This is a genomic window from Oryzibacillus soli (genome assembly GCF_051594765.1).
Taxonomy (GTDB): domain Bacteria; phylum Bacillota; class Bacilli; order Paenibacillales; family NBRC-103111; genus Paenibacillus_AR.
Window position 1 is genome coordinate 66,812 of record NZ_JBPPGJ010000007.1, and the last position, 23,897, is coordinate 90,708.

The 23,897-nt window shown below is 59.4% G+C and carries 24 protein-coding genes; 21 read left to right on the forward strand and 3 right to left on the reverse strand.

Annotated elements, in window-relative coordinates:
- The first annotated feature begins 58 nt into the window (after positions 1-58).
- Positions 59-1,078 (forward strand): DNA polymerase III subunit delta, encoded by a 1,020-nt coding sequence (gene holA, locus ACSEXW_RS10985; RefSeq protein ID WP_438446193.1) that lies wholly within the window; start codon positions 59-61, stop codon positions 1,076-1,078.
- Between the two features lie 78 nt (positions 1,079-1,156).
- Here the strand turns inward: holA and rpsT are convergent, their stop codons facing one another.
- The gene (gene rpsT, locus ACSEXW_RS10990; RefSeq protein ID WP_438446194.1) at positions 1,157-1,426 is read right to left on the reverse strand and encodes a 30S ribosomal protein S20; all 270 of its coding nucleotides are present in this window, start codon (positions 1,424-1,426) and stop codon (positions 1,157-1,159) included.
- Positions 1,427-1,712: 286 nt separating this feature from the next.
- Between rpsT and gpr the strand changes: the two genes are divergently transcribed.
- The 13 genes from gpr to ACSEXW_RS11055 all read left to right on the forward strand — a co-directional run bounded on the left by gpr (position 1,713) and on the right by ACSEXW_RS11055 (position 14,904).
- Complete coding sequence (gene gpr / locus ACSEXW_RS10995; RefSeq protein WP_438446381.1) at positions 1,713-2,699, forward strand: GPR endopeptidase; 987 nt, start codon at positions 1,713-1,715, stop codon at positions 2,697-2,699.
- A gap of 206 nt (positions 2,700-2,905) precedes the next feature.
- Complete coding sequence (locus ACSEXW_RS11000; RefSeq protein ID WP_438446195.1) at positions 2,906-3,640, forward strand: HAD family hydrolase; 735 nt, start codon at positions 2,906-2,908, stop codon at positions 3,638-3,640.
- Between the two features lie 159 nt (positions 3,641-3,799).
- Entirely contained in the window at positions 3,800-5,083 is a 1,284-nt protein-coding gene (spoIIP, locus tag ACSEXW_RS11005; protein WP_438446196.1) for a stage II sporulation protein P, read from the forward strand.
- Between the two features lie 18 nt (positions 5,084-5,101).
- Positions 5,102-5,551 carry a hypothetical protein gene (locus tag ACSEXW_RS11010; RefSeq protein ID WP_438446197.1) on the forward strand — a complete coding sequence of 150 codons (450 nt, stop codon included), beginning with the start codon at positions 5,102-5,104 and terminating at the stop codon, positions 5,549-5,551.
- A 97-nt stretch (positions 5,552-5,648) separates the two neighbouring features.
- Positions 5,649-7,463: a translation elongation factor 4 gene (gene lepA, locus ACSEXW_RS11015; RefSeq protein WP_438446198.1), complete on the forward strand. Its 1,815-nt coding sequence runs from the start codon at positions 5,649-5,651 to the stop codon at positions 7,461-7,463.
- Positions 7,464-7,538: 75 nt separating this feature from the next.
- Positions 7,539-8,690, forward strand: a complete 1,152-nt coding sequence (hemW, locus tag ACSEXW_RS11020) for a radical SAM family heme chaperone HemW (protein ID WP_438446382.1) — start codon at positions 7,539-7,541, stop codon at positions 8,688-8,690.
- A gap of 84 nt (positions 8,691-8,774) precedes the next feature.
- On the forward strand, positions 8,775-9,233 hold the full coding sequence (locus ACSEXW_RS11025) for an N-acetyltransferase (RefSeq protein ID WP_438446383.1): 459 nt from the start codon (positions 8,775-8,777) through the stop codon (positions 9,231-9,233).
- 126 nt (positions 9,234-9,359) lie between these two features.
- Entirely contained in the window at positions 9,360-10,385 is a 1,026-nt protein-coding gene (gene hrcA, locus ACSEXW_RS11030; protein ID WP_438446384.1) for a heat-inducible transcriptional repressor HrcA, read from the forward strand.
- 117 nt (positions 10,386-10,502) lie between these two features.
- Positions 10,503-11,069 carry a nucleotide exchange factor GrpE gene (gene grpE / locus ACSEXW_RS11035; protein WP_438446199.1) on the forward strand — a complete coding sequence of 189 codons (567 nt, stop codon included), beginning with the start codon at positions 10,503-10,505 and terminating at the stop codon, positions 11,067-11,069.
- A gap of 34 nt (positions 11,070-11,103) precedes the next feature.
- Complete coding sequence (gene dnaK / locus ACSEXW_RS11040) at positions 11,104-12,948, forward strand: molecular chaperone DnaK (RefSeq protein WP_438446200.1); 1,845 nt, start codon at positions 11,104-11,106, stop codon at positions 12,946-12,948.
- Positions 12,949-13,131: 183 nt separating this feature from the next.
- Positions 13,132-14,253: a molecular chaperone DnaJ gene (gene dnaJ / locus ACSEXW_RS11045; protein ID WP_438446201.1), complete on the forward strand. Its 1,122-nt coding sequence runs from the start codon at positions 13,132-13,134 to the stop codon at positions 14,251-14,253.
- Positions 14,254-14,386: 133 nt separating this feature from the next.
- On the forward strand, positions 14,387-14,536 hold the full coding sequence (locus ACSEXW_RS11050) for a YfhD family protein (protein ID WP_438446202.1): 150 nt from the start codon (positions 14,387-14,389) through the stop codon (positions 14,534-14,536).
- Positions 14,533-14,904 carry a hypothetical protein gene (locus tag ACSEXW_RS11055; protein ID WP_438446385.1) on the forward strand — a complete coding sequence of 124 codons (372 nt, stop codon included), beginning with the start codon at positions 14,533-14,535 and terminating at the stop codon, positions 14,902-14,904. The genes ACSEXW_RS11050 and ACSEXW_RS11055 overlap by 4 nt, the downstream gene beginning before the upstream one ends.
- Before the next feature lie 126 nt (positions 14,905-15,030).
- Here the strand turns inward: ACSEXW_RS11055 and ACSEXW_RS11060 are convergent, their stop codons facing one another.
- Entirely contained in the window at positions 15,031-15,975 is a 945-nt protein-coding gene (locus ACSEXW_RS11060; RefSeq protein ID WP_438446203.1) for a hypothetical protein, read from the reverse strand.
- 140 nt (positions 15,976-16,115) lie between these two features.
- On the opposite strand from ACSEXW_RS11060, the gene prmA reads away from it, so the two are divergent.
- The 6 genes from prmA (at position 16,116) to deoC (ending at position 21,315) form a co-directional block, all read left to right on the forward strand.
- Positions 16,116-17,090: a 50S ribosomal protein L11 methyltransferase gene (prmA, locus tag ACSEXW_RS11065; protein ID WP_438446204.1), complete on the forward strand. Its 975-nt coding sequence runs from the start codon at positions 16,116-16,118 to the stop codon at positions 17,088-17,090.
- Between the two features lie 7 nt (positions 17,091-17,097).
- Entirely contained in the window at positions 17,098-17,796 is a 699-nt protein-coding gene (locus tag ACSEXW_RS11070) for a site-2 protease family protein (protein WP_438446205.1), read from the forward strand.
- 112 nt (positions 17,797-17,908) lie between these two features.
- Positions 17,909-18,670, forward strand: coding sequence for a 16S rRNA (uracil(1498)-N(3))-methyltransferase (locus tag ACSEXW_RS11075; RefSeq protein WP_438446206.1), 762 nt, complete (start codon positions 17,909-17,911; stop codon positions 18,668-18,670).
- A 6-nt stretch (positions 18,671-18,676) separates the two neighbouring features.
- Positions 18,677-20,026 carry a tRNA (N(6)-L-threonylcarbamoyladenosine(37)-C(2))-methylthiotransferase MtaB gene (mtaB, locus tag ACSEXW_RS11080; RefSeq protein WP_438446207.1) on the forward strand — a complete coding sequence of 450 codons (1,350 nt, stop codon included), beginning with the start codon at positions 18,677-18,679 and terminating at the stop codon, positions 20,024-20,026.
- A 174-nt stretch (positions 20,027-20,200) separates the two neighbouring features.
- Positions 20,201-20,635, forward strand: a complete 435-nt coding sequence (locus ACSEXW_RS11085; RefSeq protein ID WP_438446208.1) for an NUDIX hydrolase — start codon at positions 20,201-20,203, stop codon at positions 20,633-20,635.
- Entirely contained in the window at positions 20,632-21,315 is a 684-nt protein-coding gene (deoC, locus tag ACSEXW_RS11090; RefSeq protein WP_438446209.1) for a deoxyribose-phosphate aldolase, read from the forward strand. Before ACSEXW_RS11085 ends, deoC begins: the two co-directional genes overlap by 4 nt.
- A gap of 57 nt (positions 21,316-21,372) precedes the next feature.
- On the opposite strand, the gene ACSEXW_RS11095 is transcribed toward deoC, so the two are convergent.
- Positions 21,373-22,350 (reverse strand): Na/Pi cotransporter family protein, encoded by a 978-nt coding sequence (locus ACSEXW_RS11095; RefSeq protein ID WP_438446210.1) that lies wholly within the window; start codon positions 22,348-22,350, stop codon positions 21,373-21,375.
- 142 nt (positions 22,351-22,492) lie between these two features.
- Between ACSEXW_RS11095 and ACSEXW_RS11100 the strand changes: the two genes are divergently transcribed.
- On the forward strand, positions 22,493-23,866 hold the full coding sequence (locus ACSEXW_RS11100; RefSeq protein WP_438446211.1) for a class I SAM-dependent rRNA methyltransferase: 1,374 nt from the start codon (positions 22,493-22,495) through the stop codon (positions 23,864-23,866).
- The last annotated feature ends 31 nt before the right edge of the window (positions 23,867-23,897 follow it).

Genomic DNA, 23,897 nt, shown 5'->3' on the forward strand with positions numbered 1-23,897 from the left:
AAATATTTTCGACAATCCGGCTTAAGATTTGGTAAGATGGAGTCCGAGGTGTTGCGAATTGGATTTGAAGTCGATCGTAAAGGAACTGGACAAGGGGACTCCCCGTCCGGTGTATGTCTGCTGCGGAACCGAGAAGTTCCGAATGCAGGAATTTCTTCAATTTGTGCTGAACAAATGTGTGCCCGAGGAGAACCGGGATTTCGCCGTCAGCCGCTATGATCTCACGGAAACCCCGCTGGATGACGTGCTGGAGGACGCGGGGACGATGCCTTTTATGGCAGAACGCAAGGTAGTGATTGCTAGCAACGCCTTGTTCTTGACCGGGGCGAAGGAATCCGGCAAGATCGAGCACCGGACGGAGAAGCTGCTGGAGTATATGAAGTTTCCAGCCGAATTCTCCGTGCTGGTGCTGACTGTGGATGCGGACAAGCTGGACGAACGGAAGAAGATCGTAAAGACGCTGAAGGATGCCGGGGTGGTCCTGACCTTCTCTCCGCTGACGGCGGAGGATCTGGCTCAATGGGTGAAGCGGAGGGCGGATTCGTTAGGAGTTACGTTCGGGCCCGGCGCCGTTGAAGCGTTCCTCCTGTCGGGGGGAACCAATCTGCAGTCTCTGTCCTCCGAGCTGGAGAAGCTGTCGCTCTACGCAGGCCGGGGCGGAACCATTACGGCAGAGACGGTGGAGCAGCTTGTGGTCCGGTCGACGGAGCAGGACGTATTCGTCCTGATCGATGACATCGTGCGGCTTCGCAAAGACCGGGCGCTGACGATCCTGTACGAGCTGTTGAAGCGGAGGGAGGAGCCGATCAAGATCGCCATGCTGATGACCCGGCAGTTCCGGATGATGCTGCAGGTGAAGGAATTGGAGCGGCAAGGCTACTCCCAGCAGCAGATGGCCGGGACGGTAGGCGCCCATCCGTACGCGGTGAAGATAGCGGCGGAGCAATCGAGACGGTTCAGCTTCCAGCAGCTGGCGGAGATCTTGTCCCAGTTGGGGGATATGGACTACGGCATGAAGAGCGGCAAGGTGGATAAGGTATTGGGCCTGGAGATGTTCATCTTGAAGCTGGCGGTATAAGGGGAAGAAAAAAAGTCCATGCGGCTTCAAGGAAGCGCATGGACTTTATTATGGCTGACGGAACCGCACGATCCAAGCTTACGCTTGGGTCAGGGCGTTCAGCTTCTTGGCCAAACGGGACTTCTTGCGGTTCGCAGCGTTCTTGTGAATCAGGCCCTTCGTTACAGCTTTGTCTAATTTCTTGGTTGCTGCAACCAGTGCGTCTTTTGCAGAATCAACGTTCTGGCTATTCAGAGCACTTTCTGCGGTTTTAACCGCGGTGCGAAGTGCGGATTTTTGGGAAGCGTTTTGCAGACGACGCTTTTCACTGACTTTCACGCGCTTAATAGCGGACTTAATGTTCGGCATTTCATTCACCTCCTACACGGCTATGCATCCTTGTTGGTTATTTCCCCTGGAAAAACCGACAGGGAAGCATCAACTATAGACAACTTTAAACATTCTACCATGAGGGTTGCCAAAATGCAATAGTGCTTGTTGGACTGTATAAGCGGTTCTTATCCTCCGCACACTATATCCGGATAAACCTGCAAATGGAAGGGAGACGTCTATGGATAAGCGTTGGGAGCTGCGCAAGAGCAGGTCCGGCCTGGACTGGGATCTGGATATAGATGAAGCGGCGGAAGAGAAGGCCATGTCCTCGACCCATACGGACCTGGCCCTTGAGGCCCGGGACCTGGCATCGAGAAGGTTGGGAACGGAGAACATTCCCGGCTTAATGTCGGAGGTGGACGAGGACGGGGACATCAAGGTGACCAAGATCCATGTGGACACGCCGGAGGCCGGCCAGAGAATCGGGAAGCTGCCGGGCCATTACGTCACCATCGAGGTGCCGGGTCTGCGGAACAAGGATACGGACCTGCAGGACCGGGTTGCGACGAAATTCGCCCAGGTGTTCGAGAGGTTTCTGGAGCACCTCCGGATTTCGAAGGACGCCAAGGTGCTGGTCATCGGGCTGGGCAACTGGAACGTCACCCCGGACGCATTGGGACCCTTGGTGGTCGAGAATGTGATGGTGACCCGGCATTATTTCGAGCTGATGCCGGACCATGTGAGTCCGGGCTACCGGGCGGTCAGCGCCGTAGCTCCGGGTGTGCTCGGCACCACCGGGATCGAGAGCAGCGAGATCGTGCAGGGCATCGTAGAGAAATCGAAGCCCGACCTGGTCATCGCCATCGATGCGCTGGCGTCTCGCTCGCTGGACCGGGTGAATTCCACGATCCAGATTGCCGACACGGGGATCCATCCGGGCTCCGGCATCGGCAACAAACGGAAGGGCTTGACCCGCGAGATTCTGGGCGTGCCCGTCATCGCCATCGGCGTCCCGACGGTGGTGTACGCTTCCACCATCGTGAACAACGCCATCGATATGATGCACCATCACTTCGCCCAGCAGACCTCCAACACCAAGGAGATTCTGGGCCTCCTCGACAACATGCAGGAGCAGGAGCGTCTCGCGCTGGTGAAGGAGGTCTTGAACCCGGTGGGGCACGATTTGCTCGTAACGCCGAAGGAGATCGACCAATTCATCGAGGATATTGCCAATATCATCGCCAGCGGTCTGAATGCAGCACTCCACGATGCCGTCGACAAGGATAATGTAGCGGCCTATACCCATTGAACGGTTCGAGAAAGCGTCAACCGACGTGAAACACACGCCGCCCCTCCAATCCGGAGCGGAGCGGCTTTTTTACGTCCTGCTTCCCCCATAAGCCTCGCATTAGGTCTTTCATTCTATCGCTTTCTTTTTACTTTCATCTCCAAATCGGCTATGATACTTGTTATATATTAGACAATCCATATGACACATACAGGTGGGGAGAACAGATGATGCCGCAAACGATCCTATTCGACTTGGATGATACGCTGATTCACTGCAACAAATATTTCGACGCCGTCCTGGACCAATTTGCGGATCTCTTGTCCGTCTGGTTCGGTGCCCATCGCCTCGGGCTGGAGGACATTAAGAAGAAGCAGCTGGAGATCGATATTGCCGGGGTGAACATCCATGGGTTCACGACCGATCATTTTCCCGTCTCGCTTGTGAAGACCTACGAGTATTTCTCCAACCTCTACGGCCGCGAGAGATCACAGGCGGAGGAAGAGGAGCTGCTGGCGCTGGGCAAATCCGTCTACGACCTGGAGGTAGAGCCGTATCCTTCCATGGTGGAAACGCTGGACCGACTTCAGGCGGACGGGCATCGTCTCTATCTCTATACCGGAGGCGTCACCGCACACCAGCATAAGAAGATCAAGTCCGTTCAACTTGAAAAATACTTCGGCGACCGTATCTTCGTCCGCCAGCACAAGACGGCCGAGGCCTTGGAGGAGATCGTCCGCGAGATGAGCTTCGACCGGAGCAGCACCTGGATGATCGGCAATTCCATCCGGACGGATGTGGTTCCGGCGCTGAAGGCCGGACTGAATTGCATTCACATTCCCGCGATCCAGGAATGGGAGTATAACAACGTGGAGATTACCGAGGAGCCGAAGGGCGTATTCCTCCGACTCCAAGCGCTGTCCGAGGTGCCGGACGCCATCTCCCATTCTATCGTCCGTTAATAAGACCGGGCGGCAGAGATTGCTAGCTTCGAAGAGGATCACTATCATGTAACGGCCGAGAAGTCTGTGAGAGAATCCGCAGGCTTCTTTTTTTATCGGTTCTATTCTTCCGAATGGATTCATAGATTGGTAGTGAACCAGTTGGAGGAGGAATCGACGATGAAACGGACGACGTTCACATTGGACCTGAGCAAATACCGCAAACTCACCCAAGCATTGGGAACCATGGGGAGAACCTATGCCCTGCTGTCGGCGACGACCCTTGCCGCCTTTCTGTTGGTGGTGGCCGTAGGCTATGGGCAGACCCGGATGAATGCCTCCCCCGCCTCCTCCATGAAGGGGCTGGCCGCTTCGGTATCCAACGAGTTTTTCCTCGATATGATGGGGCTGGAGGTCCCGCATCTGGCGGAGCAGAAGGACGCCGCCTCCACCTTTTCCCAGAAAAATGTGTTCGGCTTCATGTTCCGCATGCTGACGGATATTAACCTGAACGATCCCAAAACGCTGCTGGCCCGGGAAATTCCTGGGCTGGGCCTGGACAACTCCTACCTGCTGCGCAAGCCCAACGGTGCAGAGGTCGGCGAAGGTCCGGTGGAATACGCTCCGGCTAACACGCAGAACGGCGGGCAGCCGCAGGGCCCTGCGGGGCAGGGAGGTGTTTCGCCTGCCGCCACCGGCTCACCGGCCCCCTCCGCCACACCGTCGCCCGCAGCAAGCGGGGCGGCCACCGCTTCCCCGTCCCCGGCGCCTGCATCGCATCCGACGACCGACGGCAAGAAGGTGGTGCTGATCTACCACTCCCATAACCGCGAGTCCTGGGTGCCGGAGCTGGGGCTGTCCGACAAGGACATGAACAAGGCGCAGGATTCCAAGAAGAACATCACTCTGGTGGGCAAGGAGCTGGCTGACCGGCTGGAGGACAAGGGCATCGGAGCAGTCCACTACAATACCGACTATGCCACCGCCATCGACCAATACAACTGGTACTATTCCTACAAATACTCGTCGAAGACCGTCAAGGAAGCCTTCGCCGCCAACCCGGACATCCAATTCGTCTTCGACCTGCACCGGGATGACTCGACGAAGGATAAATCGACGCTGACTGTCGACGGCAAGAGCTATGCCAAGGTCTTCTTCATCATCGGGCAGAAGAACCCTAACTGGGAGAAGAACGAAGCCTTCGCCACTCAACTGCAGGAGAAGCTGGAGAAGAAGATGAAGGGCCTCTCCCGCGGCATCTGGGCCAAGAGCGCCCATGACGGCAATGCGGAGTATAACCAGTCGCTGTCCCCGAACAGCATCCTGATCGAGATCGGCGGAGTCTTCAACACGCTGGAGGAATGCAAGAGAACCGCAGGCGTTCTGGCAGACGTCATCTCCGACATGTATTGGGATGCAACCAAGGTGAACGCTCCTGCTCCGGCAGGAGCCAAAACGAATTGATCACGGGAGGATCCGATCATGAGAAGAATCCGGCCGGGCAGGCTGCTGCTGACGATCTTCCTATTGGCCTTCGCGGTGTTCTTCGGGCTGGATCTGGCAACCCGGGGGATGGAACGGGTGCAGGGCCCCGCCGAGCAGGTGGGCAAGCCGGCCGTCGTGGCGCACCAGCCCGAAACCCGGCCTGCTGCCGTGAAGCCGGCTGCCGCCAGCCCGTCTGCTGCGGCCGGAACTGCCGGTTCAGGCACCACGGGCAAGACGGCCTCCGCCGGAGCCGGTGCCGCATCCGGCCAGAAGGTGCAGGCGGCCTCCGCCCAGCCGGGGGCAAAGTCGCAAGCCGAACCGCCGAAGATCGAGGTGAAGGAGTCCTTCCTGAACCATCTGAGCAACCGGGTGGGCGACGCGCTTCACCATATCGCCAAGGCCATCATGGGGATGATCGTCTCCCTCTTCGACGCCCTGGTAACATGACCCGACGGGAAAACAGGCCCGCTTCCATTGATGACAATCCTTCGAACTGATATAATGATACATTGAATCATTTGTCGGGCATTTTTAGGAGGGTCACATGAAAGACATTCGGGCAAGACAGGAAAAAATCCGCAACTTCTCGATCATCGCGCACATCGACCACGGCAAGTCGACGCTGGCGGATCGGATACTTGAATATACGGGAGCCCTGACTCAGCGGGAGATGCAGGAGCAGGTGCTCGATCAGATGGATCTGGAACGGGAGCGCGGCATCACCATCAAGCTGCAGGCCGTGCGGCTCCAATACCGTGCCGATGACGGCGAGACATACATTCTGAATCTGATCGACACCCCGGGACACGTCGACTTCACGTATGAGGTCTCCCGGAGCTTGGCCGCCTGCGAGGGCGCCCTTCTGGTGGTGGACGCAGCCCAGGGCATCGAAGCCCAGACGCTGGCCAACGTCTATCTGGCCCTGGACAACAACCTGGAGATCATCCCCGTTATTAACAAAATCGATCTTCCGAGCGCCGAGCCGGAACGGGTAAAGGGCGAGATCGAGGACGTCATCGGCCTCGATTGCAGCGATGCCGTCCTGGCCTCCGCCAAGGCGGGCATCGGCATCAAGGAAATTCTGGAGCAGGTGGTCCAGAAGGTCCCCGCCCCAACGGGAGATCCGGACAAGCCGCTGAAAGCCTTGATCTTCGACTCTCACTATGACCCGTACAAGGGCGTCATCGTGTATGTCCGGGTGGTGGACGGTTCCATTCGCTCGGGCTCCAAGATCAAATTCATGGCCACGGACGCCGTGTTCGAGGTCATCGAGGTCGGAGCGTTCATGCCGCGCATGGGCATTGTGGATGAGCTCTCCGTAGGCGACGTAGGCTTCGTAGTGGCAGGCATCAAGAACGTGAAAGACACCCGAGTGGGCGATACGGTGACGGATGCGAAGAATCCGGCCGCCGAGCCGCTGCCCGGTTACCGGAAGATCAACCCGATGGTGTACTGCGGCTTGTATCCGATCGAGACCTCGGAGTACAATGACCTCCGCGACGCGCTGGAGAAGCTGGTGCTGAACGATGCGTCTCTGAAGTTCGAGCCGGAGAGCTCCACGGCGCTTGGCTTCGGCTTCCGCTGCGGCTTCCTGGGTCTGCTGCACATGGAGATCATCCAAGAACGGATCGAGCGTGAGTTCAACATTCCGCTGATCACGACCGCTCCTAGCGTAGTGTTCCGCGTGACGCAGACCAACGGCGAGGTGCTCATGATCGACAACCCGTCCAACTATCCGGAGACGGGCAAGATCGAATTCGTGGAAGAGCCGTACGTGAAGGCCTCGATCATCGTGCCGAAGGACTACGTCGGCACCGTCATGGAGCTCTGCCAGAACAAGCGCGGCGACTTCGTCAACATGGAATACCTGGATGCCAACCGGGTGACGCTGGTATACGACATGCCGCTGTCCGAGATCGTCTACGACTTCTTCGACCAGCTGAAGTCCAGCACCAAGGGCTATGCTTCCTTCGATTACGAGGTATCCGGCTACAAGCAGTCCAATCTGGTGAAGATGGACATTCTTCTGAACAACGACAAGGTGGACGCCCTGTCCGTCATCGTGCATCGGGACAAAGCCTATCAGCGCGGCAAGATCATCTGCGAGAAGCTGAAGGAGCTGATCCCGCAGCAGATGTTCGAAGTGCCGGTCCAGGCCGCCATCGGGCAGAAGATCATCTCCCGCGAAACCATCAAGGCCATGCGCAAAAACGTGCTCGCCAAGTGTTACGGCGGCGACATCTCGCGGAAGCGGAAGCTGCTCGAGAAGCAGAAGGAAGGCAAGAAGCGCATGAAACAGGTCGGCAACGTTGAAGTTCCGCAGGAAGCCTTCATGGCTGTCCTGAAGATCGACGAGTAAGAGAGACGAGAGACAGGAGTATCCCCGGGATACTCCTTTTCCATTAGAGGAGGACCCCCTGTGAGCGACTATAAGATGAAGCCGCCGACGGCGGTCTATATCCACATTCCGTTCTGCACGAACAAGTGCCATTACTGCGACTTCAACTCCTACGTCCTGAAGGGCCAGCCCGTCGGCGAGTACCTCGACGCGCTGGAGCGCGAGATGGAGGCTACCGTGAAGCGGCTGCCCCCGCGGCGGATCGAGACGATCTTCGTCGGAGGCGGCACGCCGACGGTGCTGACACCGTCTCAGATGGAGCGGTTCCTGCGGCTGACCGCCGACTATTTTGCAGACCGGGTAGACGATCTGGAATTCACCATGGAGGCCAACCCCGGGACCACGGATCCGGACAAGCTGGCCGTTATGCGGGAGGGCGGGGTCAACCGGATCAGCTTCGGCGTTCAGTCGTTCCACGACCCCCTCTTGGAGAGAATCGGGCGCATCCATCAGTCGGAGGACGTGTACCGCAGCCTGGAATATGCCCGAGCCGCAGGCTTCGGCAACCTGACGATCGATCTCATGTTCGGCCTGCCGGGCCAGACCATGGAGCTCTTGGAGGATTCCCTCGACCAAGCGCTGAAGCTGGACTTGCAGCACTATTCCATCTACGGGCTGAAGGTGGAGGAGAATACCCTGTTCCACGCCTTGTATCAAAAAAATCAACTCGTCCTCCCCGAAGAAGAAGTGGAGGCTTCCATGTTCGAGCGTATAATGGAACGGTTGGAGCGGGCGGGATACCGGCAGTATGAGATCAGCAACTTCGCCCGGCCGGGCTACGAGAGCCGGCATAATACGATGTACTGGCGCAACCGGGCGTATTACGGCCTTGGTGCGGGAGCGCACGGATACGCCGATGCGGAGCGCCACGTCAACATCAAGGGGATCCAACCCTACAACCAGGCGGCGATGCATAAGCTGCCCCGGCTGGAGGTCCATCCGGTGTCCCGGGAGGAGGCTATGGAGGACTTCATGATGGTGGGCCTGCGGCTCTTGGAGGGGGTCCGCCGGAACGATTTTGAAGACCAGTTCGGCGTCCCGATGGAAGCGGTGTTCGGCGGCATTATTCAGGATTTGACGGGCAAGGGACTGTTGGAGAAGACCGGGGTCGGCTACCGGATGACCCGTGAGGCCGTTCCCCTGGCCAATGTGGTGTTCGGCGCGTTCATCGGCTTATTGACCGGTTGAAATTTTGCTTGTAGGTTTATACGTCATGTTGTATATTTATTCATATCACAAATCGAGGACCAGGTGGGATGATAGATGACGACGATGGCGGTACTGTGCCGGCGGGCTACGCAAGAGGATGTGGAAGCCCTCTACTTGCTGATTCAGAAGTATGCGGAGAAAGGAATTATGCTTCCCCGCAGCCGCGAGACGCTTCTCGCCATCATCGATACCTTCGTGATCGCGGAGGCCGACGGCAAGCTGATCGGGTGCGGCTCCTTGAGCCGGCTGGGCAAGGATCTCGTAGAGATCCGCTCGCTGGGGATCACGGAAGGGTTCAAGGGACAGGGCATCGGCTCCCAGCTGGTGGACCGGCTTCTCGAAGAAGCCAGGCAGATGGGGGTTCCGACCGTCATGGCGCTCACTTATGAAGTGAAATTTTTCGAGCGGAACGGCTTCGAGGTCGTGCCGAAGGAGATTTTTCCGGAGAAGGTCTGGAAGGACTGCATCCACTGCAAAAAGCAGCATTGCTGCGATGAAATCGCCGTTCAGAAACGCCTGTGATCACTTGACACAGGCGTTTTTCTTTGCTATTTTTGTAGTATTGATTAGCACTCATATCGAGCGAGTGCTAACGACCCGAAGGTGACGGTCATGCAGGAGTCCATGCTGAAGGGGAGGCTGAAGCAGATGTTATCGGACCGACAGAAGATGATTTTGAGCGCCATTGTAGATGATTATATCCGTTCCGCCGAGCCCGTGGGTTCCCGCAGCATCTCCAAGCGGGGAGACGTGGGCTTCAGTCCCGCCACCATCCGCAACGAGATGTCGGATCTGGAGGAGCTGGGCTTCCTGGAGCAGCCCCATACCTCCGCAGGCCGCATTCCTTCCGAGAAGGGCTACCGCTATTACGTGGACCATCTGCTGCAGCTGTCCAAGGTAACGGCTCCGGATTACAATATGCTCCGGAGTTATTTTGCCGAACGGCTCCAGGAGGTGGAGCAGGTCATCCAGCAGGTGGCGACCATGCTGTCCGGATTGACCAATTATACGTCCATCGTCATGGGACCCGAGGTGTTCAATACCACGCTCCGGCTTCTTCAGGTGGTGCCGCTCAGCGATACCAGCGCCGTGGCCATCATTGTCACCAGCACCGGACAGGTGGAGAACAAGGTGTTCCAGATTCCCCAAGGTGTGCCCATGGGGGAGATCGAGAAGTTCGTGAACATTCTGAATGCGCGGCTGGCGGGAGTGCCGCTCCTGCATCTGCGTTCGAAGATGTATAACGAGATCGGGGAAGAGCTCTCCAAGCACGTCTCCGGCTACGAGGACCTGCTGAAGGTGTTCGAGGGCGTGGTGGACGACGACAAGGAAGACCGGATCTTCCTCTCCGGCGCCACCAAGATGCTGGCCCAGCCAGAATTCAAGGACGTGGAGAAGGTCAAGACGTTCCTGGAGCTTCTCGACGAGACACCGACCCTCGTCAAGCTGATCTCGTCCGCGCCCGATGGGCTGCAGGTCCGGATCGGCAGCGAGAATACGCTGGAAGCGATCAACAATTGCAGCTTGATTACCGCCACCTATGCCGTGGACGGCAAGACGCTCGGCACTATCGGGATTCTGGGGCCGACACGGATGGAGTACGGGAGGGTCATCGGCCTCCTGGAGCATTTCTCCAAGGATATGGCGGTTATGATGCAGCGTTGGTACAAATAAGCTTGGCGTTGTCCCCCGGGAGGGAGCCGTTTTGGCTTCCTTCCGATTTGGGCACAATGGGTAAGGTTGGCGCGGCAGCGCCCAAGCGACGGAATTTTTAAGGAGGTGAACACTTAGGTGAGCGATTCAATGAAAGAGGAAGTGGCCCAAGCGCAAGAGACGGAGAATGAAGCCGTTGACCATACAGAGGCTACATACGATGACCAGGAAGGCAAGACCGAGTCCGGCATCGGAAGCACCGAGCTGGAGGCGCTCCGCAAGCTTGCGGAGGAGAACCAGGAGCGTTATCTGCGGGCGCAAGCGGACTTCGACAACTTCCGGCGGCGTACTCGTCAAGAGAAGGAAGATTTCGCCAAATATGCGTCTTCCAAGCTGGTAGAGCAGCTTCTGCCCGTATTGGACAATTTCGAGCGGGCGATTCAGTCCAGCAGGGATTCGAAGGATTTTGATTCCCTTCTGAAGGGCATCGAGATGACCTTCCGCCAGTTGGACCAGACGCTGGAGCAGGAAGGCCTGAAGCGGATGGATGCCGCAGGACAGCCGTTCAACCCGGATTATCACCAGGCGATCATGCAGGTGGAGTCCGACGAGTACGAGGATGGCACTGTCGTCGAGGAAGTTCAACGTGGTTATATGTTCAAGGATCGAGTGCTTCGGCCGGCCATGGTCAAAGTGAAAGGATAATCGGGCAACCAACATTCGAAGGAGGACTTGAATCATGGGTAAAGTCATCGGTATTGACCTCGGTACGACGAACTCCTGCGTAGCCGTGATGGAAGGCGGCGAGGCAGTAGTTATCCCTAACCCGGAAGGCGCGCGCACTACGCCGTCCGTCGTGGGCTTCAAGAAGGACGGAGAGCGCACGGTAGGCGAAACCGCGAAGCGGCAAGCCATCACCAATCCGGACCGTACCATCATCTCCATCAAGCGCCATATGGGCACGAACCATAAAACGCAAATCGACAGCAACAGCTATACGCCGCAGGAAATCTCCGCGATGATCCTGCAGAAGCTGAAGGCGGACGCCGAGGCTTATCTGGGCCAGCCGGTTACCCAAGCGGTTATCACCGTGCCGGCTTACTTCAACGACAGCCAGCGTCAAGCCACCAAGGACGCCGGCAAGATCGCCGGTCTCGAAGTGCTCCGGATCGTCAACGAGCCGACCGCTGCAGCTCTGGCTTATGGCCTCGAGAAGGACAAGGACGAGATCATCCTGGTTTATGACCTGGGCGGCGGCACCTTCGACGTCTCCATCCTGGAGCTGGGCGACGGCACCTTCGAGGTACTGGCTACCAGCGGCGACAACCATCTGGGCGGAGACGACTTCGACCAGAAGATCATCGACTGGCTGGTAACCGAGTTCAAGAAGGAGCAGGGCATCGACCTGTCCAAGGACAAGGCGGCCGTTCAGCGTCTGAAGGATGCGGCCGAGAAGGCGAAGAAGGAGCTTTCCGGCGTCTTGACCTCCACCATTTCCCTGCCCTTCATCACGATGGTAGATGGCGTACCTCAGCACTTGGAGATGAACCTGACCCGCGCCAAGTTCGAAGAGCTGACCGCAGATCTGGTGGAGCGCACCATGGGCCCGACCCGTCAAGCCATGAGCGATGCGGGCATGAGCGCCAACGACATTCATAAGGTCGTGCTGGTCGGCGGCTCCACCCGGATTCCGGCCGTTCAGGAAGCCATCAAGAAGCTGCTGGGCAAAGAGCCGCATAAGGGCGTGAACCCGGATGAAGTGGTCGCTCTTGGCGCTGCCATCCAAGCGGGCGTCTTGACCGGTGACGTCAAGGACGTCGTACTGCTCGACGTCACTCCGCTGTCTCTCGGCATCGAAACCGCCGGCGGCGTATTCACGAAGATGATCGACCGCAACACCACGATCCCGACCAGCAAGTCCCAAGTCTTCTCCACCTATGCCGACATGCAGACCAGCGTCGAGATCCACGTCCTGCAGGGTGAGCGCTCCATGGCGTCGGACAACAAGACCCTGGGCCGGTTCATGCTGGGCGACATTCCGCCGGCACCGCGCGGCGTACCGCAGATCGAGGTGACCTTCAACATCGACTCCAACGGTATCGTCAACGTATCCGCTACGGATAAGGGCACCGGCAAGAGCCAGAAGATCACCATCACCTCCTCCAGCGGCCTGTCCGACGAGGAGATCGACAAGATGATGAAGGATGCCGAGGCTCACGCCGAAGAGGACCGCAAGCGCAAGGAGCTGGTGGAAGCCCGCAACAACGCGGACCAGCTGGTCTACACCGTCGAGAAGACCATCAAGGATCTGGGCGACAAGGTGGATGCCGGCGAGATCGAGAAAGCGAACGCTGCCAAGGACGCCGTCAAGAAGGCGCTGGAGGGCAACGATCTCGAAGACATCACCAAGGCAACCGAGGAATTGTCCCAAGTGGTGCAGCAGCTCTCCGTTAAGCTCTATGAGCAGATGGGAGCCCAGCAGCAAGCCGGCGAAGCCGGTTCCGCAGGCGCAGATGCCGGCGCGGCCCGCAAGGACAACGTGGTTGACGCGGATTACACCGTCGTGGACGAAGACAAGAAATAAGCCATGGGTTGACGGCCTGCCGTCTTAGCCTATAGGATGGATACAGCAAGGGCTTAAGACCAAAGCCGGGTTCACCCGGCTTTGGTTTTGCCATGCACGATGAGAGGAAGAAACCGGCGTTCTCCCGTTTCATCCGGCCGGCAAGAGCGGTTGGGCAGGAGGACTTTGGGGCGAGGTGAAAACGTGAGCAAACGCGATTATTATGAAGTGCTGGGAGTCGAGAAGGACGCAGGCGCGGACGAGATCAAAAAAGCGTTCCGCAAGGCCGCGCGGCAGTACCATCCCGATGTAAACAAAGCTCCCGATGCGGAAGAAAAGTTCAAGGAAGTGAAGGAAGCCTACGATGTGCTGAGCGATGACCAGAAACGCTCCACCTATGACCGGTTCGGCCATGTGGACCCGAATCAGGGTATGGGCGGAGGCGGCTTCAACGGTCAGGATTTCGGCGGCTTCGGCGACATCTTCGACATGTTCTTCGGCGGAGGCGGCCAACGGCGGAACCCGAACGCGCCTCAACGGGGCAGCGACCTCCAATACACGATGACGATTGAGTTCAAGGAGGCCGTATTCGGCAAGGAGATGGACATTACCATCCCCCGGACCGAGAACTGCGAGACCTGCCGCGGTACGGGCGCCAAGCCCGGAACCAAGCCGGATACCTGCGCTACGTGTAAAGGGAGCGGACAGCAGGAGGTCATCCAGAACACTGCCTTCGGCCGCATCGTGAACCGCCGTGTCTGCTCCGCTTGTAACGGACAAGGCACTACGGTGAAGGACCGCTGTACCGACTGTCACGGCGCAGGCAAGGTGAAGAAGCAGCGCAAGATTCATGTGAAGATTCCGGCCGGCGTCGATGACGGCGCCCAGCTCCGGGTATCCGGCGAAGGGGAAGCCGGATCCAAGGGCGGTCCTCCGGGGGATCTGTACATTGTGATCCGCGTCAAGACCCATGAATTCTTCGAGCGGGAAGGCGACGATATCTACTGCGAGATCCCGTTAACCTTCGCCCAAGCGGCGTTGGGAGACGAGATCGAGATCCCGACGCTGACCGAGAAGGTGAAGCTGAAGATTCCGTCGGGCACCCAGACCGGAACCTACTTCCGCCTGAAGGGCAAGGGAGTTCCGCGCCTCCGCGGCTATGGCCAAGGCGACCAGCATGTGAAGGTGGTCGTGGTCACCCCGACCAACCTGAACGACGAGCAGAGAGAGCTGCTGCGGCAGTTCGCCGGCATGAGCGGTGAGCACACCCACGACAAGCAGCAATCCTTGTTCGAGCGGATGAAGAAGGCCTTCCTGGGCGAATAGGGAGGATTAAGAGAGAGCCGTCTTCCGGTAATGCGGGAGGCGGCTTTCTCTGTTGGGCCGCGCCCTCTCCGCCGCATAACCCGTTCCGATTCAGCGAACCCTATCAGGGATCACGATAAGGAGGGATGCGCGAATGGCAAACGACAAGCAGATGAGCGAGCGGAGGAAACTTCCCATCACCAGAAGCGAAGATGTGGAGTTCTCCATGGAGCAGGCCGACGAGGACGATCTGGAGGCCATGGAGCGGATGGAGGCTGCCGACAAAAGGCAGGAGAATGACTGATGGAAAAGAACATTCTCGCTTACTTCAAAACGCCGGATGAAGCCGAAGAGGTGCTTCATAAGCTCCAAGCGCTGCGGGTCATCGACGCCCGGATCGACCGGGTGGCCCGGTATCCGGGAGACTCCCCGGCGGTGCCGCGGAATCCTTCCCAAGGCCAAATGACGGGCCTGGCCGGCTTGACCCAAGGCGCGACGGAGTCCAATGACAGCGTCGGAATTCTCATTGCGGCCGATCCGGCCGCAAGCGGCATGAGCGACGGGGGCGGAGGGGGTGTGACCGGCCGCGACATCCTCCTGACCGCGGTGGTGGACGAGTCCGTACACCACAAGGCACTCCGGCTCGTGGAAGAGGCCGGAGGTCTGGTGTAAGGCAGGATCCGGTGAAGGATCCTGCAAGGGCTCAGCAGCAAAGAAACCTTCTCCAGGTGAATCGGCGGGCGTGCCGGTCCCGGGAGAAGGTTTCTTTTTTTGGTGCGGTGAGGAGCAAGCCTCCCCTTAACCGGCCTGTTCCACCAGGCTGCGGTATTCCCGGTCCAGCGATGCGGCATCCGCCTCGCAGCGGCGGACCTCCTCCTCCAGCCGCTGGAGCATGACGGCGAGACGGCTCATCTGGTCCCGAAGCTGGGCCAGCGCATCCTTGATGCGGCCTTGGACGGCCAGGTCCACCAGGAAGCCGTCGAAGAAATAATCGGAGAACCGGAGCAATCCGCCGAGATCCAGCGTTTCCGCCGCATAGACCAGCTGGACGTCCCGCAGCTCCTCCTGGAACCGCATCAGCCGGTGCTGAGTGTTGTGGAGCTGGGCGATGCAGTCATCGATGCGCGAATGTTTCATGGAGGTGGAGAGAAGGCCGCCTCCCAGAAGGTCCCAAGTGCCCCAGCCTTCCGCTGACTCCAAGTACCGGATGGCCTGCATCAAGGCCTGGGAGGCTGAGCAGCCTTCCCGGTAGGCCTCCCTCCATTCCTTGAGCTCTAGTGTGGCGCGGCTTCTGCGCTCGGACAGGCCGTTCAGCTCCGTGGCCAGAGCGGGATCCAGCTGCAGGATGGCCGCTTCCTTATCGGCCAGGACCGCCTTCAGATCCCCCTCCGCGAAGCGTACGAAGCTCCATTCGATCCGGACGGACGACAGCTCCTGTTCGGCATCCTTCCATGCGGCCAGCACCTGATCCAGCTTCAGCTTGGCTTCCAGCATCTCGGTGCGTTCCTTCGCGAGCCGTTCTTCCTTGCGCCCGGTGAGGGATGCCCAGAAGGCGGTGAAGGTCATCCCGGTCAGCTCCTCCACATCGGCGGTTTCCAGGGCCAGATGATTCTTCCAATGCTCCGCCTTCTCCTCCAGCTCCGCCATCCGCGCTTCCAAGAGCCGAATCCGGTCCCCCAGCTTCTCCTTGGTCCGCAGCCGTTCCCTGCACTGCTCCAGCTTGCCGTTCCATTCCTCCAGCATAGGCTCACCTCTAATTCCAATTTTTTCAAGAATGATGGAATATACGCTTTTTTGCCACCGGGGTTTCGGTTGTAGTAAAATAAGGGAACGTGCGGCCAAAAAGGGCGCCTGTGAGAGAACGAGGGAGGAAACCTGATCTTATGCGTTGGCATGAAGTGACCGTCCACACGACGGAAGAAGCGATAGAAATGATATCCAATTTCCTGCATGAATTGGGCGCCGGCGGCGTCACCATCGAGGAGTCCGGCACGCTGAACAAGGAGCGCGACACCTCTCTGGGACAGTGGTACGAGAAGCCGCTGAACGACATTCCCGAGGGACGGGCCGTTATTCAGGGCTACTTCCCCGAGGGCACCGGGATGGAGGCCATCGTGGAGAACCTGAAGGAGCGGGTCGAAGAGTTGAAGGAGTACGACATCGACACCGGCAATCCGACCTACGCCATGCGTGAAGTGGACGACGAGGACTGGGCCAACGCCTGGAAGCAGTATTTCAAGCCGCTCCGCGTATCCGACCGTCTGACCATCAAACCGACCTGGGAAGAATACGAGGCCTCTCCGGGAGAGATCATCCTGGAGCTGGATCCGGGCATGGCCTTCGGCACCGGTACACACGCCACCACCGCGCTGTGCCTCCGTACTTTGGAAAAGGTCATTCAGCCCGGCGACGAGGTGATCGACGTCGGCACAGGCTCCGGCATTCTGTCCATTGCGGCGGCTAAGCTGGGGGCCAAGCATGTGCTGGCCTTGGACCTGGACCCGGTGGCTGTGTCCAGCGCGACGGAGAACACCAGACTGAACGGACTCGAAGAGCAGATAACCGTCGTGCTGAGCGATCTGCTCCAGGCGATCCGGACCCAGGAGAAGGAAGGCGCCGTTATCCATGGCGTCACGCTGCCGGTACGTGTGGTCGTGGCGAATATTCTGGCGGAGATCATCCTGCTGTTCGTCGACGACGTGTACCAAGCGCTCCAGTCCGGCGGCGTATATATCGCCTCCGGCATCATCAAGCAGAAGCAGGACGTGGTGGAGGAAGCCCTGGTAAAGGCGGGATTCGCCATCGAGCAGCGCTACGAAGAAACCGACTGGGTGGCGTTGGTCGCCCGGAAACGGTAGGTGAGCGATGACCAATCTGTTCGGATTTCCTCTGGATGAGCTTCCATTCCTGTTCCTGGTCGTCGTCATCGCCTTCACGCTCCATGAGTTTGCCCATGCCTTTACGGCGGACCGGTTCGGGGATCCCACTCCCCGGTCCATGGGCCGCGTGACGCTGAACCCCCGTCCCCACATGGACGTGCTCGGCGTCATCATGATTTTCCTGGCGGGCTTCGGCTGGGCTCGGCCCGTGCTGGTGAATACGAGCTTTTTCAAGAAACGCCGGCTCATGAGCATCATCGTCTCCCTGGTCGGGCCGCTGTCCAACCTGCTGCTGGCGCTGATCGGGGTGCTCGCGGCCTTCCTGCTTCATCAGATGCACGTGTACGACGGGCTCTCCCATGGCGCCGAGCTGGCCATCGTGACCTTCCTGCGCCTGCATATTACGATCAACCTGGTGCTCTTCCTGTTCAATCTGCTGCCGCTGCCTCCGCTGGACGGCTACCGGATTCTGTATGATTTCCTGCCGGCTTCGGCCCGGGCCAAGCTTCAAGGCGTCGAGCAGTGGGCCGTGTTCATCTTCCTGCTCCTGGTCTTCATCCGTCCGTTGAACGCGGTGACCATCGGACCCTACTTGGGCCTCAGCAACGATATCCTCATCAGCATGAATGACCTGTTCACGGGCATCTTCGGGGATCACGGGCAGCTGTTCCGGATTTTCCGCTGACATGCCAACAATCGGTTCTGGTCAATCCTCGGAAGAACGTGTATATTGTAATGTGGAGTTTTGGCGAATTACGGCGTTTGGTGCGCCGGCGAGAGAAAGGCGGCAATGAGCCATGCAGCGATATTTTGTGGCGCCGGAGGAGCTGGCGGGGGACCGGGTCCGGATCACGGGGGATGACGCCCACCATCTGGTCAAGGTGATGAGGGCGGAGCCGGGGGAGGAAATCATCTGCTCCAACGGGCTGGACCGGGAGGTGCTGGCGCGGATCGCGTCGGTGGACCGGAATCTGGTGGAGGCGCAGGTGGTCTCCGAGCTTCCCATGGACCGCGAGGCCGGAGTGGAGGTCTGGATCGCCCAGAGCCTTCCCAAGGGTGACAAGCTGGAAACCGTCATCCAGAAGTGCACGGAGCTGGGGGCGGACCGCTTCTTGCCGTTCGTCTCGGAGCGCACCGTCGTCCAATACGATGAGAAAAAAGAAGGCAAGCGGCTCGAGCGCTGGCGCAAAATCGCCAAGGAGGCCGCCGAGCAGGCCCACCGCAACCGGATTCCGGACATCGGACAGCCGGTCTCCTGGAAGCAGCTCTTGAAGCTGCTTCCGGAAGCGGACCTCTCCTTGATCTGCTATGAGAAGGAGAGCGGGCTGTCCTTCCGCCCGCTTCTGGCGGAGGCCCGGAGCCGGGGACCGGAGGGGCGGCGCCCGCGCATCCTGGTGCTGGTCGGGCCGGAGGGCGGATTGACCGAGAAGGAAGTGTCGGAGGCCGTCCAAGCCGGCTGTCACAGCGTGAGCTTGGGGCGGAGAATCCTTAGGACCGAGACCGCCGCCATGGCCGCGCTCGGATGTATTATGTACGAATATGGAGAGATGGGGGGCTAGGTGCTTATGGCAACAGTAGCGTTTCATACGCTGGGATGCAAAGTCAACTTTTACGAAACCGAAGGCATCTGGCAGCTCTTCAAGAACGAAGGGTATGAACAGACCGACTTCGAGAAGGCGGCGGATGTGTACGTCATCAACACCTGCACCGTCACCAACACCGGGGACAAGAAGAGCCGGCAGGTGATCCGCCGGGCGATCCGGCGCAATCCGGAGGCCATTATCGCCGTGACGGGCTGCTACGCCCAGACGGCCCCGATGGAGGTCGCCGCCATTCCGGGCGTCGACATCGTCATCGGCACCCAGGACCGGGACAAGATCATTCCGCTGGTGAAGCAGTACCAGGCGGAGCGGCAGCCCATCAATGCGGTCCGCAATATTATGAAAACCCGCGAATTCGAGGAGCTGGACGTTCCCGAATTCACCGACCATACACGCGCATTCCTGAAAATTCAGGAGGGCTGCAACAATTTCTGCACCTTCTGCATCATTCCCTGGTCCCGCGGACTGCTCCGCAGCCGCAAGCCGGAGAGCGTGCTGGCCCAGGCCCGCCAGCTGGTGGCGTCCGGTTACAAGGAGATCGTGCTGACCGGGATCCACACCGGAGGCTACGGCGAGGATCTGGACGGCTACAACCTGGCGAAGCTTCTGCGTGACCTGGAGCAGGTAGACGGACTGCGCCGTATCCGGATCAGCTCCATTGAAGCAAGCCAGATCACCGAAGAGGTCATCGAGGCGCTCAAGAGCTCCGAGAAGCTGTGCCGCCATCTGCACATCCCGTTGCAGGCAGGTGATGATACTGTGCTGAAGGCCATGCGGCGGAAGTACACCACCGAGGAATACGGCCGCAAGATCGAGCAGCTTCATGAAGCCATGCCGCAGGTGGCTATCACCACCGACGTCATCGTCGGCTTCCCCGGCGAGACGGAGGAGATGTTCGAGAACAGCTACCGGTTCATGGAGCGGATGGGCTTCGCCGAGATGCACGTATTCCCTTACTCCAAGCGGACCGGAACGCCGGCAGCGCGAATGGAGAACCAGGTGGAGGAGGACGTGAAGAACGAGCGGGTCCACCGCCTGATCGCCCTGTCCGAGCGGATGCAGCTGAAGTACGCCCAGCCGTTCGTCGGCCAGGTACTGGAGGTCATTCCCGAACGCGAGAGCAAGGAAAACTCAAGCAGCGGCATGCTGATCGGGCACACCGACAACTATATGAAGGTGGCGTTCGAAGGGCCGGAGGAGCTGTACGGCCGTCTGGTCAAGGTGAAGCTTACGGAAGCCGAAGCCGGCCTGTGCAAGGGCGTCTATGTCCGTACGGTCGACGAGGAGGAGCTGGCTGCAGTGGCGAACAACTAGGGGGCTGCCTAAGCCTATGCCGACTGGAAACGGCTGCATTGACGATCCAATCTTTTCTCGCTATGATGAATGGACAGCGTTGATAGGATTTCATTTCCGGTTCCGGGGATGAGATCCTTATTGTTTAGAGGAAGACAATAATGCCGCATACTACAATGGAGAGGATGGGGAGAAGTGAAAGAGATATCCGCCGGAGGCGTGGTGTACCGGATACATGAAGGGCGTCTCCAGGTGCAGCTCATCCAAGACCGGTACGGAAAAATTACGCTTCCCAAAGGCAAGATGGAAGAAGGGGAAACCATTCCTGAGACGGCGCTCCGGGAGATCCGGGAGGAGACCGGGATCGTGGGGAGGATCACCGCGCCTTTGGAGGTTATAAAGTATCAATACCAGCTGCCCCAGGTAGGACTTGTGAACAAGGAGGTTCATTACTTCCTGGTGGAGGCGGTGGGAGGCAAGCTGCAGCCCCAGGTGGAGGAGATCCGGGGCGTGGAATGGCTGGAGCCGGGCGATGCCTGGCGCAAGCAGAAGAAAAGCGGTTACGCAAATAACGATTCCGTGCTTCACAAAGCACTGATCGAATTAGGATACGAGGTGGATCCGGCATGAACGCCATGGACAAAAAAGAAATCGCATCATTTATCGACCACACGCTGCTGAAGCCTGACGCAGGACGGCAGGGGATCGAAAAGCTGTGCGCGGAGGCCCGGGAGCATGGGTTCTTCAGCGTTTGCGTCAACGGCATATGGGTGCCGGCCTGCAAGGACCTTCTCAAGGGGTCGGACGTGAAGATCAGTGTGGTGTGCGGCTTCCCGCTGGGAGCCAATGACCCGGATGTCAAAGCCTTCGAGGCGGCGAAAGCGGTGGAGCAGGGCGCCAACGAGATCGACATGGTGCTGCAGATCGGGCTTCTGCTCGAGGGGCGCCATGGGGAGGTGGAGGAGGATATCCGCCGGGTCGTAAAGGCTGTAGAAGGCGGGGCCATCGTCAAGGTGATCTTCGAGACCGGGTTCCTGAACGAGGAGCAAAAGGTGACCGCTTGCAAGCTTTCCGAGCAGGCGGGGGCCCATTACGTGAAGACCTCCACCGGCTTCGGTCCGGGAGGGGCCACCGTCGAGGATATCCGCCTGATGCGGGCATCGGTGTCCTCCACGATCGGCGTGAAAGCTTCCGGCGGTGTCCGCGATCTGGAAACCGCTCGGAAGATGATCGAAGCGGGAGCCACCCGGCTGGGCACCAGCTCCGGCGTTGCGATCGTGAACGGTCTGGCAGGAGCCGGAGGGTACTAAAGCCGGATTAAAGGCGAGTGGCGGAATGCGTTGCGGCGCCTGCCACAGTGCCGCCGCTTACGCGGCCGGAGGTGGAGCCTCCTTCAGTTGAATGCGGTGCAGGGCGGGCAGGTAGCAGACGGGCAGGGCCAGGATGGAGCAGACGATGTTGAAGACCGTCTGGGCATGAGCCACTTGGCCTCCCGCATTCTCTGCAAAATGCCGCGTGAATCCCTCCAGCAGATCGATGAACGGATAGAACAGCAGAGCCCCGCCCACATTCAGCAGAATGTGGGACCATGCCACGTAGACCCCGAATCGGGTTCCGCCGATGCTGGCGATCAGGGCGGTGACGCAGGTGCCGACATTGGCGCCGATAACGATGGCGATGCCCAGCTGGGGGCTGATGGCGGAGATGCTGGCCAAGCCCATGGCCATGGCGATGGTGACCGCTCCGCTGTGTAGGATGGCCGTGAGCACGGCGCCGGCCACGATGCCCCACAGCAGGCTGCGCTGGGCGTGCTGGACGAACCAGGCCAGGAATCCCCGGGATTGCAGCTCCGGGAGGATGCTCTGCATGACCTGCATCCCCAGCAGGATGCAGGCGAAGCCGAAGAAGGCGATGGGCAGAAGCCGGAACGGACGGAGCTTCTCCGGTCCGGAGCGGCTGTCGGGAATGCCCATGGCGATGAACCATACCGCGGCGGAGATCAGCATCAGCGGCAGAGCCAGCTTGTTCAGGTTCAGGCCCACCAGCTCCGTGGTGATGCAGGTGCCGATATTGGAGCCCAGGATGATGCCTAGCGTCTGTGGGAACCGCATGACGCCCGCATTGACGAGGCCGATGGTGATGACAGTGACGGCGGTGCTGCTCTGCAGGACGGCCGTAATTCCGGTGGAAGTCAGCATTCCCCGGGCAGGGGTCCGGGTGAAGCGCTCCAAGGCTGTCTCCAGATAACGGCCTGCCCAGCTGTGAAGCGCCCATTCCATGGCCTTCATGCCGAAGAGGAAGATGGCCAGCCCCACCGTCATCGGGATCAGAATATGGTTCAGCATGTACGGCAGCTCCTTTACGGTGGCTTGTGGGATAACAGGTTGTACTACATATGTATGTCAAGCTTCGTCCGGACATGTTCCCGCCCGGATGCGGCGCGGAATGAAAATCCTATGGGGGAACCGAGCAGGGGAGTCGTGAACCATGGCAACGGTTGTGTTGGAGAAGAAGCGCAAGAAGCGGCTGGAGGAGGGGCATCCCTGGATCTACGCCAATGAGATCGAACGGGTGGAGGGGGAGCCTGCGCCGGGCGGCCTGGTTCAGGTGAACAGCCACTCGGGCCAGTTTTTGGCTGTGGGGTATTATAACGAAGCGTCCCAGATCCGCGTCCGGGTCGTCTCCTACGAGCCGCTGGAGGAAATGTCGAAGGCGTTCTTTGTGGAGCGGTTTGCGCGGTGCAAGGAGCTGCGCGGGCGTTTTTTGGGGGAGGCGACGGCTTACCGTGCAGTGTACGGGGAGGCGGACTTCCTGCCCGGCCTGGTGGTGGACCGGTTCGGGGACGTGCTGGTGGTCCAGATTCTCTCTCTGGGCATGGACCGGTGCCGGGAGCAGCTGGTGGAGGCGCTGGTGGAGGTCTTCCGTCCATCGGGCATCTATGAGCGCAGCGATGTGCCTGTCCGGGAGCTGGAAGGTTTGGAGCAGCGGAAGGGGCCTCTGTACGGGGAATGTCCCCGTCACGTTACCATTCGGGAGAATGGGCTGTTGTTCGAGGTGGATATCGTCGAGGGTCAGAAGACGGGGTATTTCTTCGATCAGATGGTGAACCGGTCGCTCTTGGAGCCGCTTATGAAGGGCTGGGGCCGGCGGAGCGGGATCACCCTGCAGGAGGCGGAGGTCGACGGCGTCCGGGGGCTCCATCCGGTCAACGCCAACGGCAAGGTGGTCCAGTTCCCTTACTGGGACGGAGCCTCGGTGCTGGAGTGCTTCTCCCATACGGGGAGCTTCACGCTGAACGCCTGCAAGTACGGCGCCAAGAAGGTCACCTGCCTCGACATCTCCGAGCACGCCATCGAGTCGGCGCGCCGGAACGTGGCGCTGAACGGTTTTGAAGACAGGGTGGAGTTCGTGGTGGCGGATGCCTTCGAATATCTGCGGTCCCAGTCCAAGGGTGTGGACGAGCGCAAAGCCCGGGCCGCCGTCGGTTCGGGAGGCCAGAAGGTGGATACCTCGAAGAAGCTGGAGGGCGGCCGGACCTGGGATGTGGTCATCCTGGACCCGCCGGCCTTCGCCAAGACCCGGGGAGCCGTGGAGGGCGCCTGCCGCGGATACAAGGACATCAACCTGCACGGGCTGAAGCTGGTCAACGAGGGCGGATTCCTGGTCACGGCCAGCTGCTCGTTCCACGTCCGGCCGGACCTGTTCCTGGCGACGATCCAGGAGGCGGCCAAGGATGCGGGGAAGATTCTCCGTCTCTTGGAATTCCGCGGCGCTGGCAAGGATCATCCGCAAATTCTCGGGGTGGAGGAAGGGAACTACCTGAAATTTGCCATCTTCGAGGTGCGGACGAGAAAGGGGTAAGCGGACTGGCGTCCGTTCCATTCCCTGGATT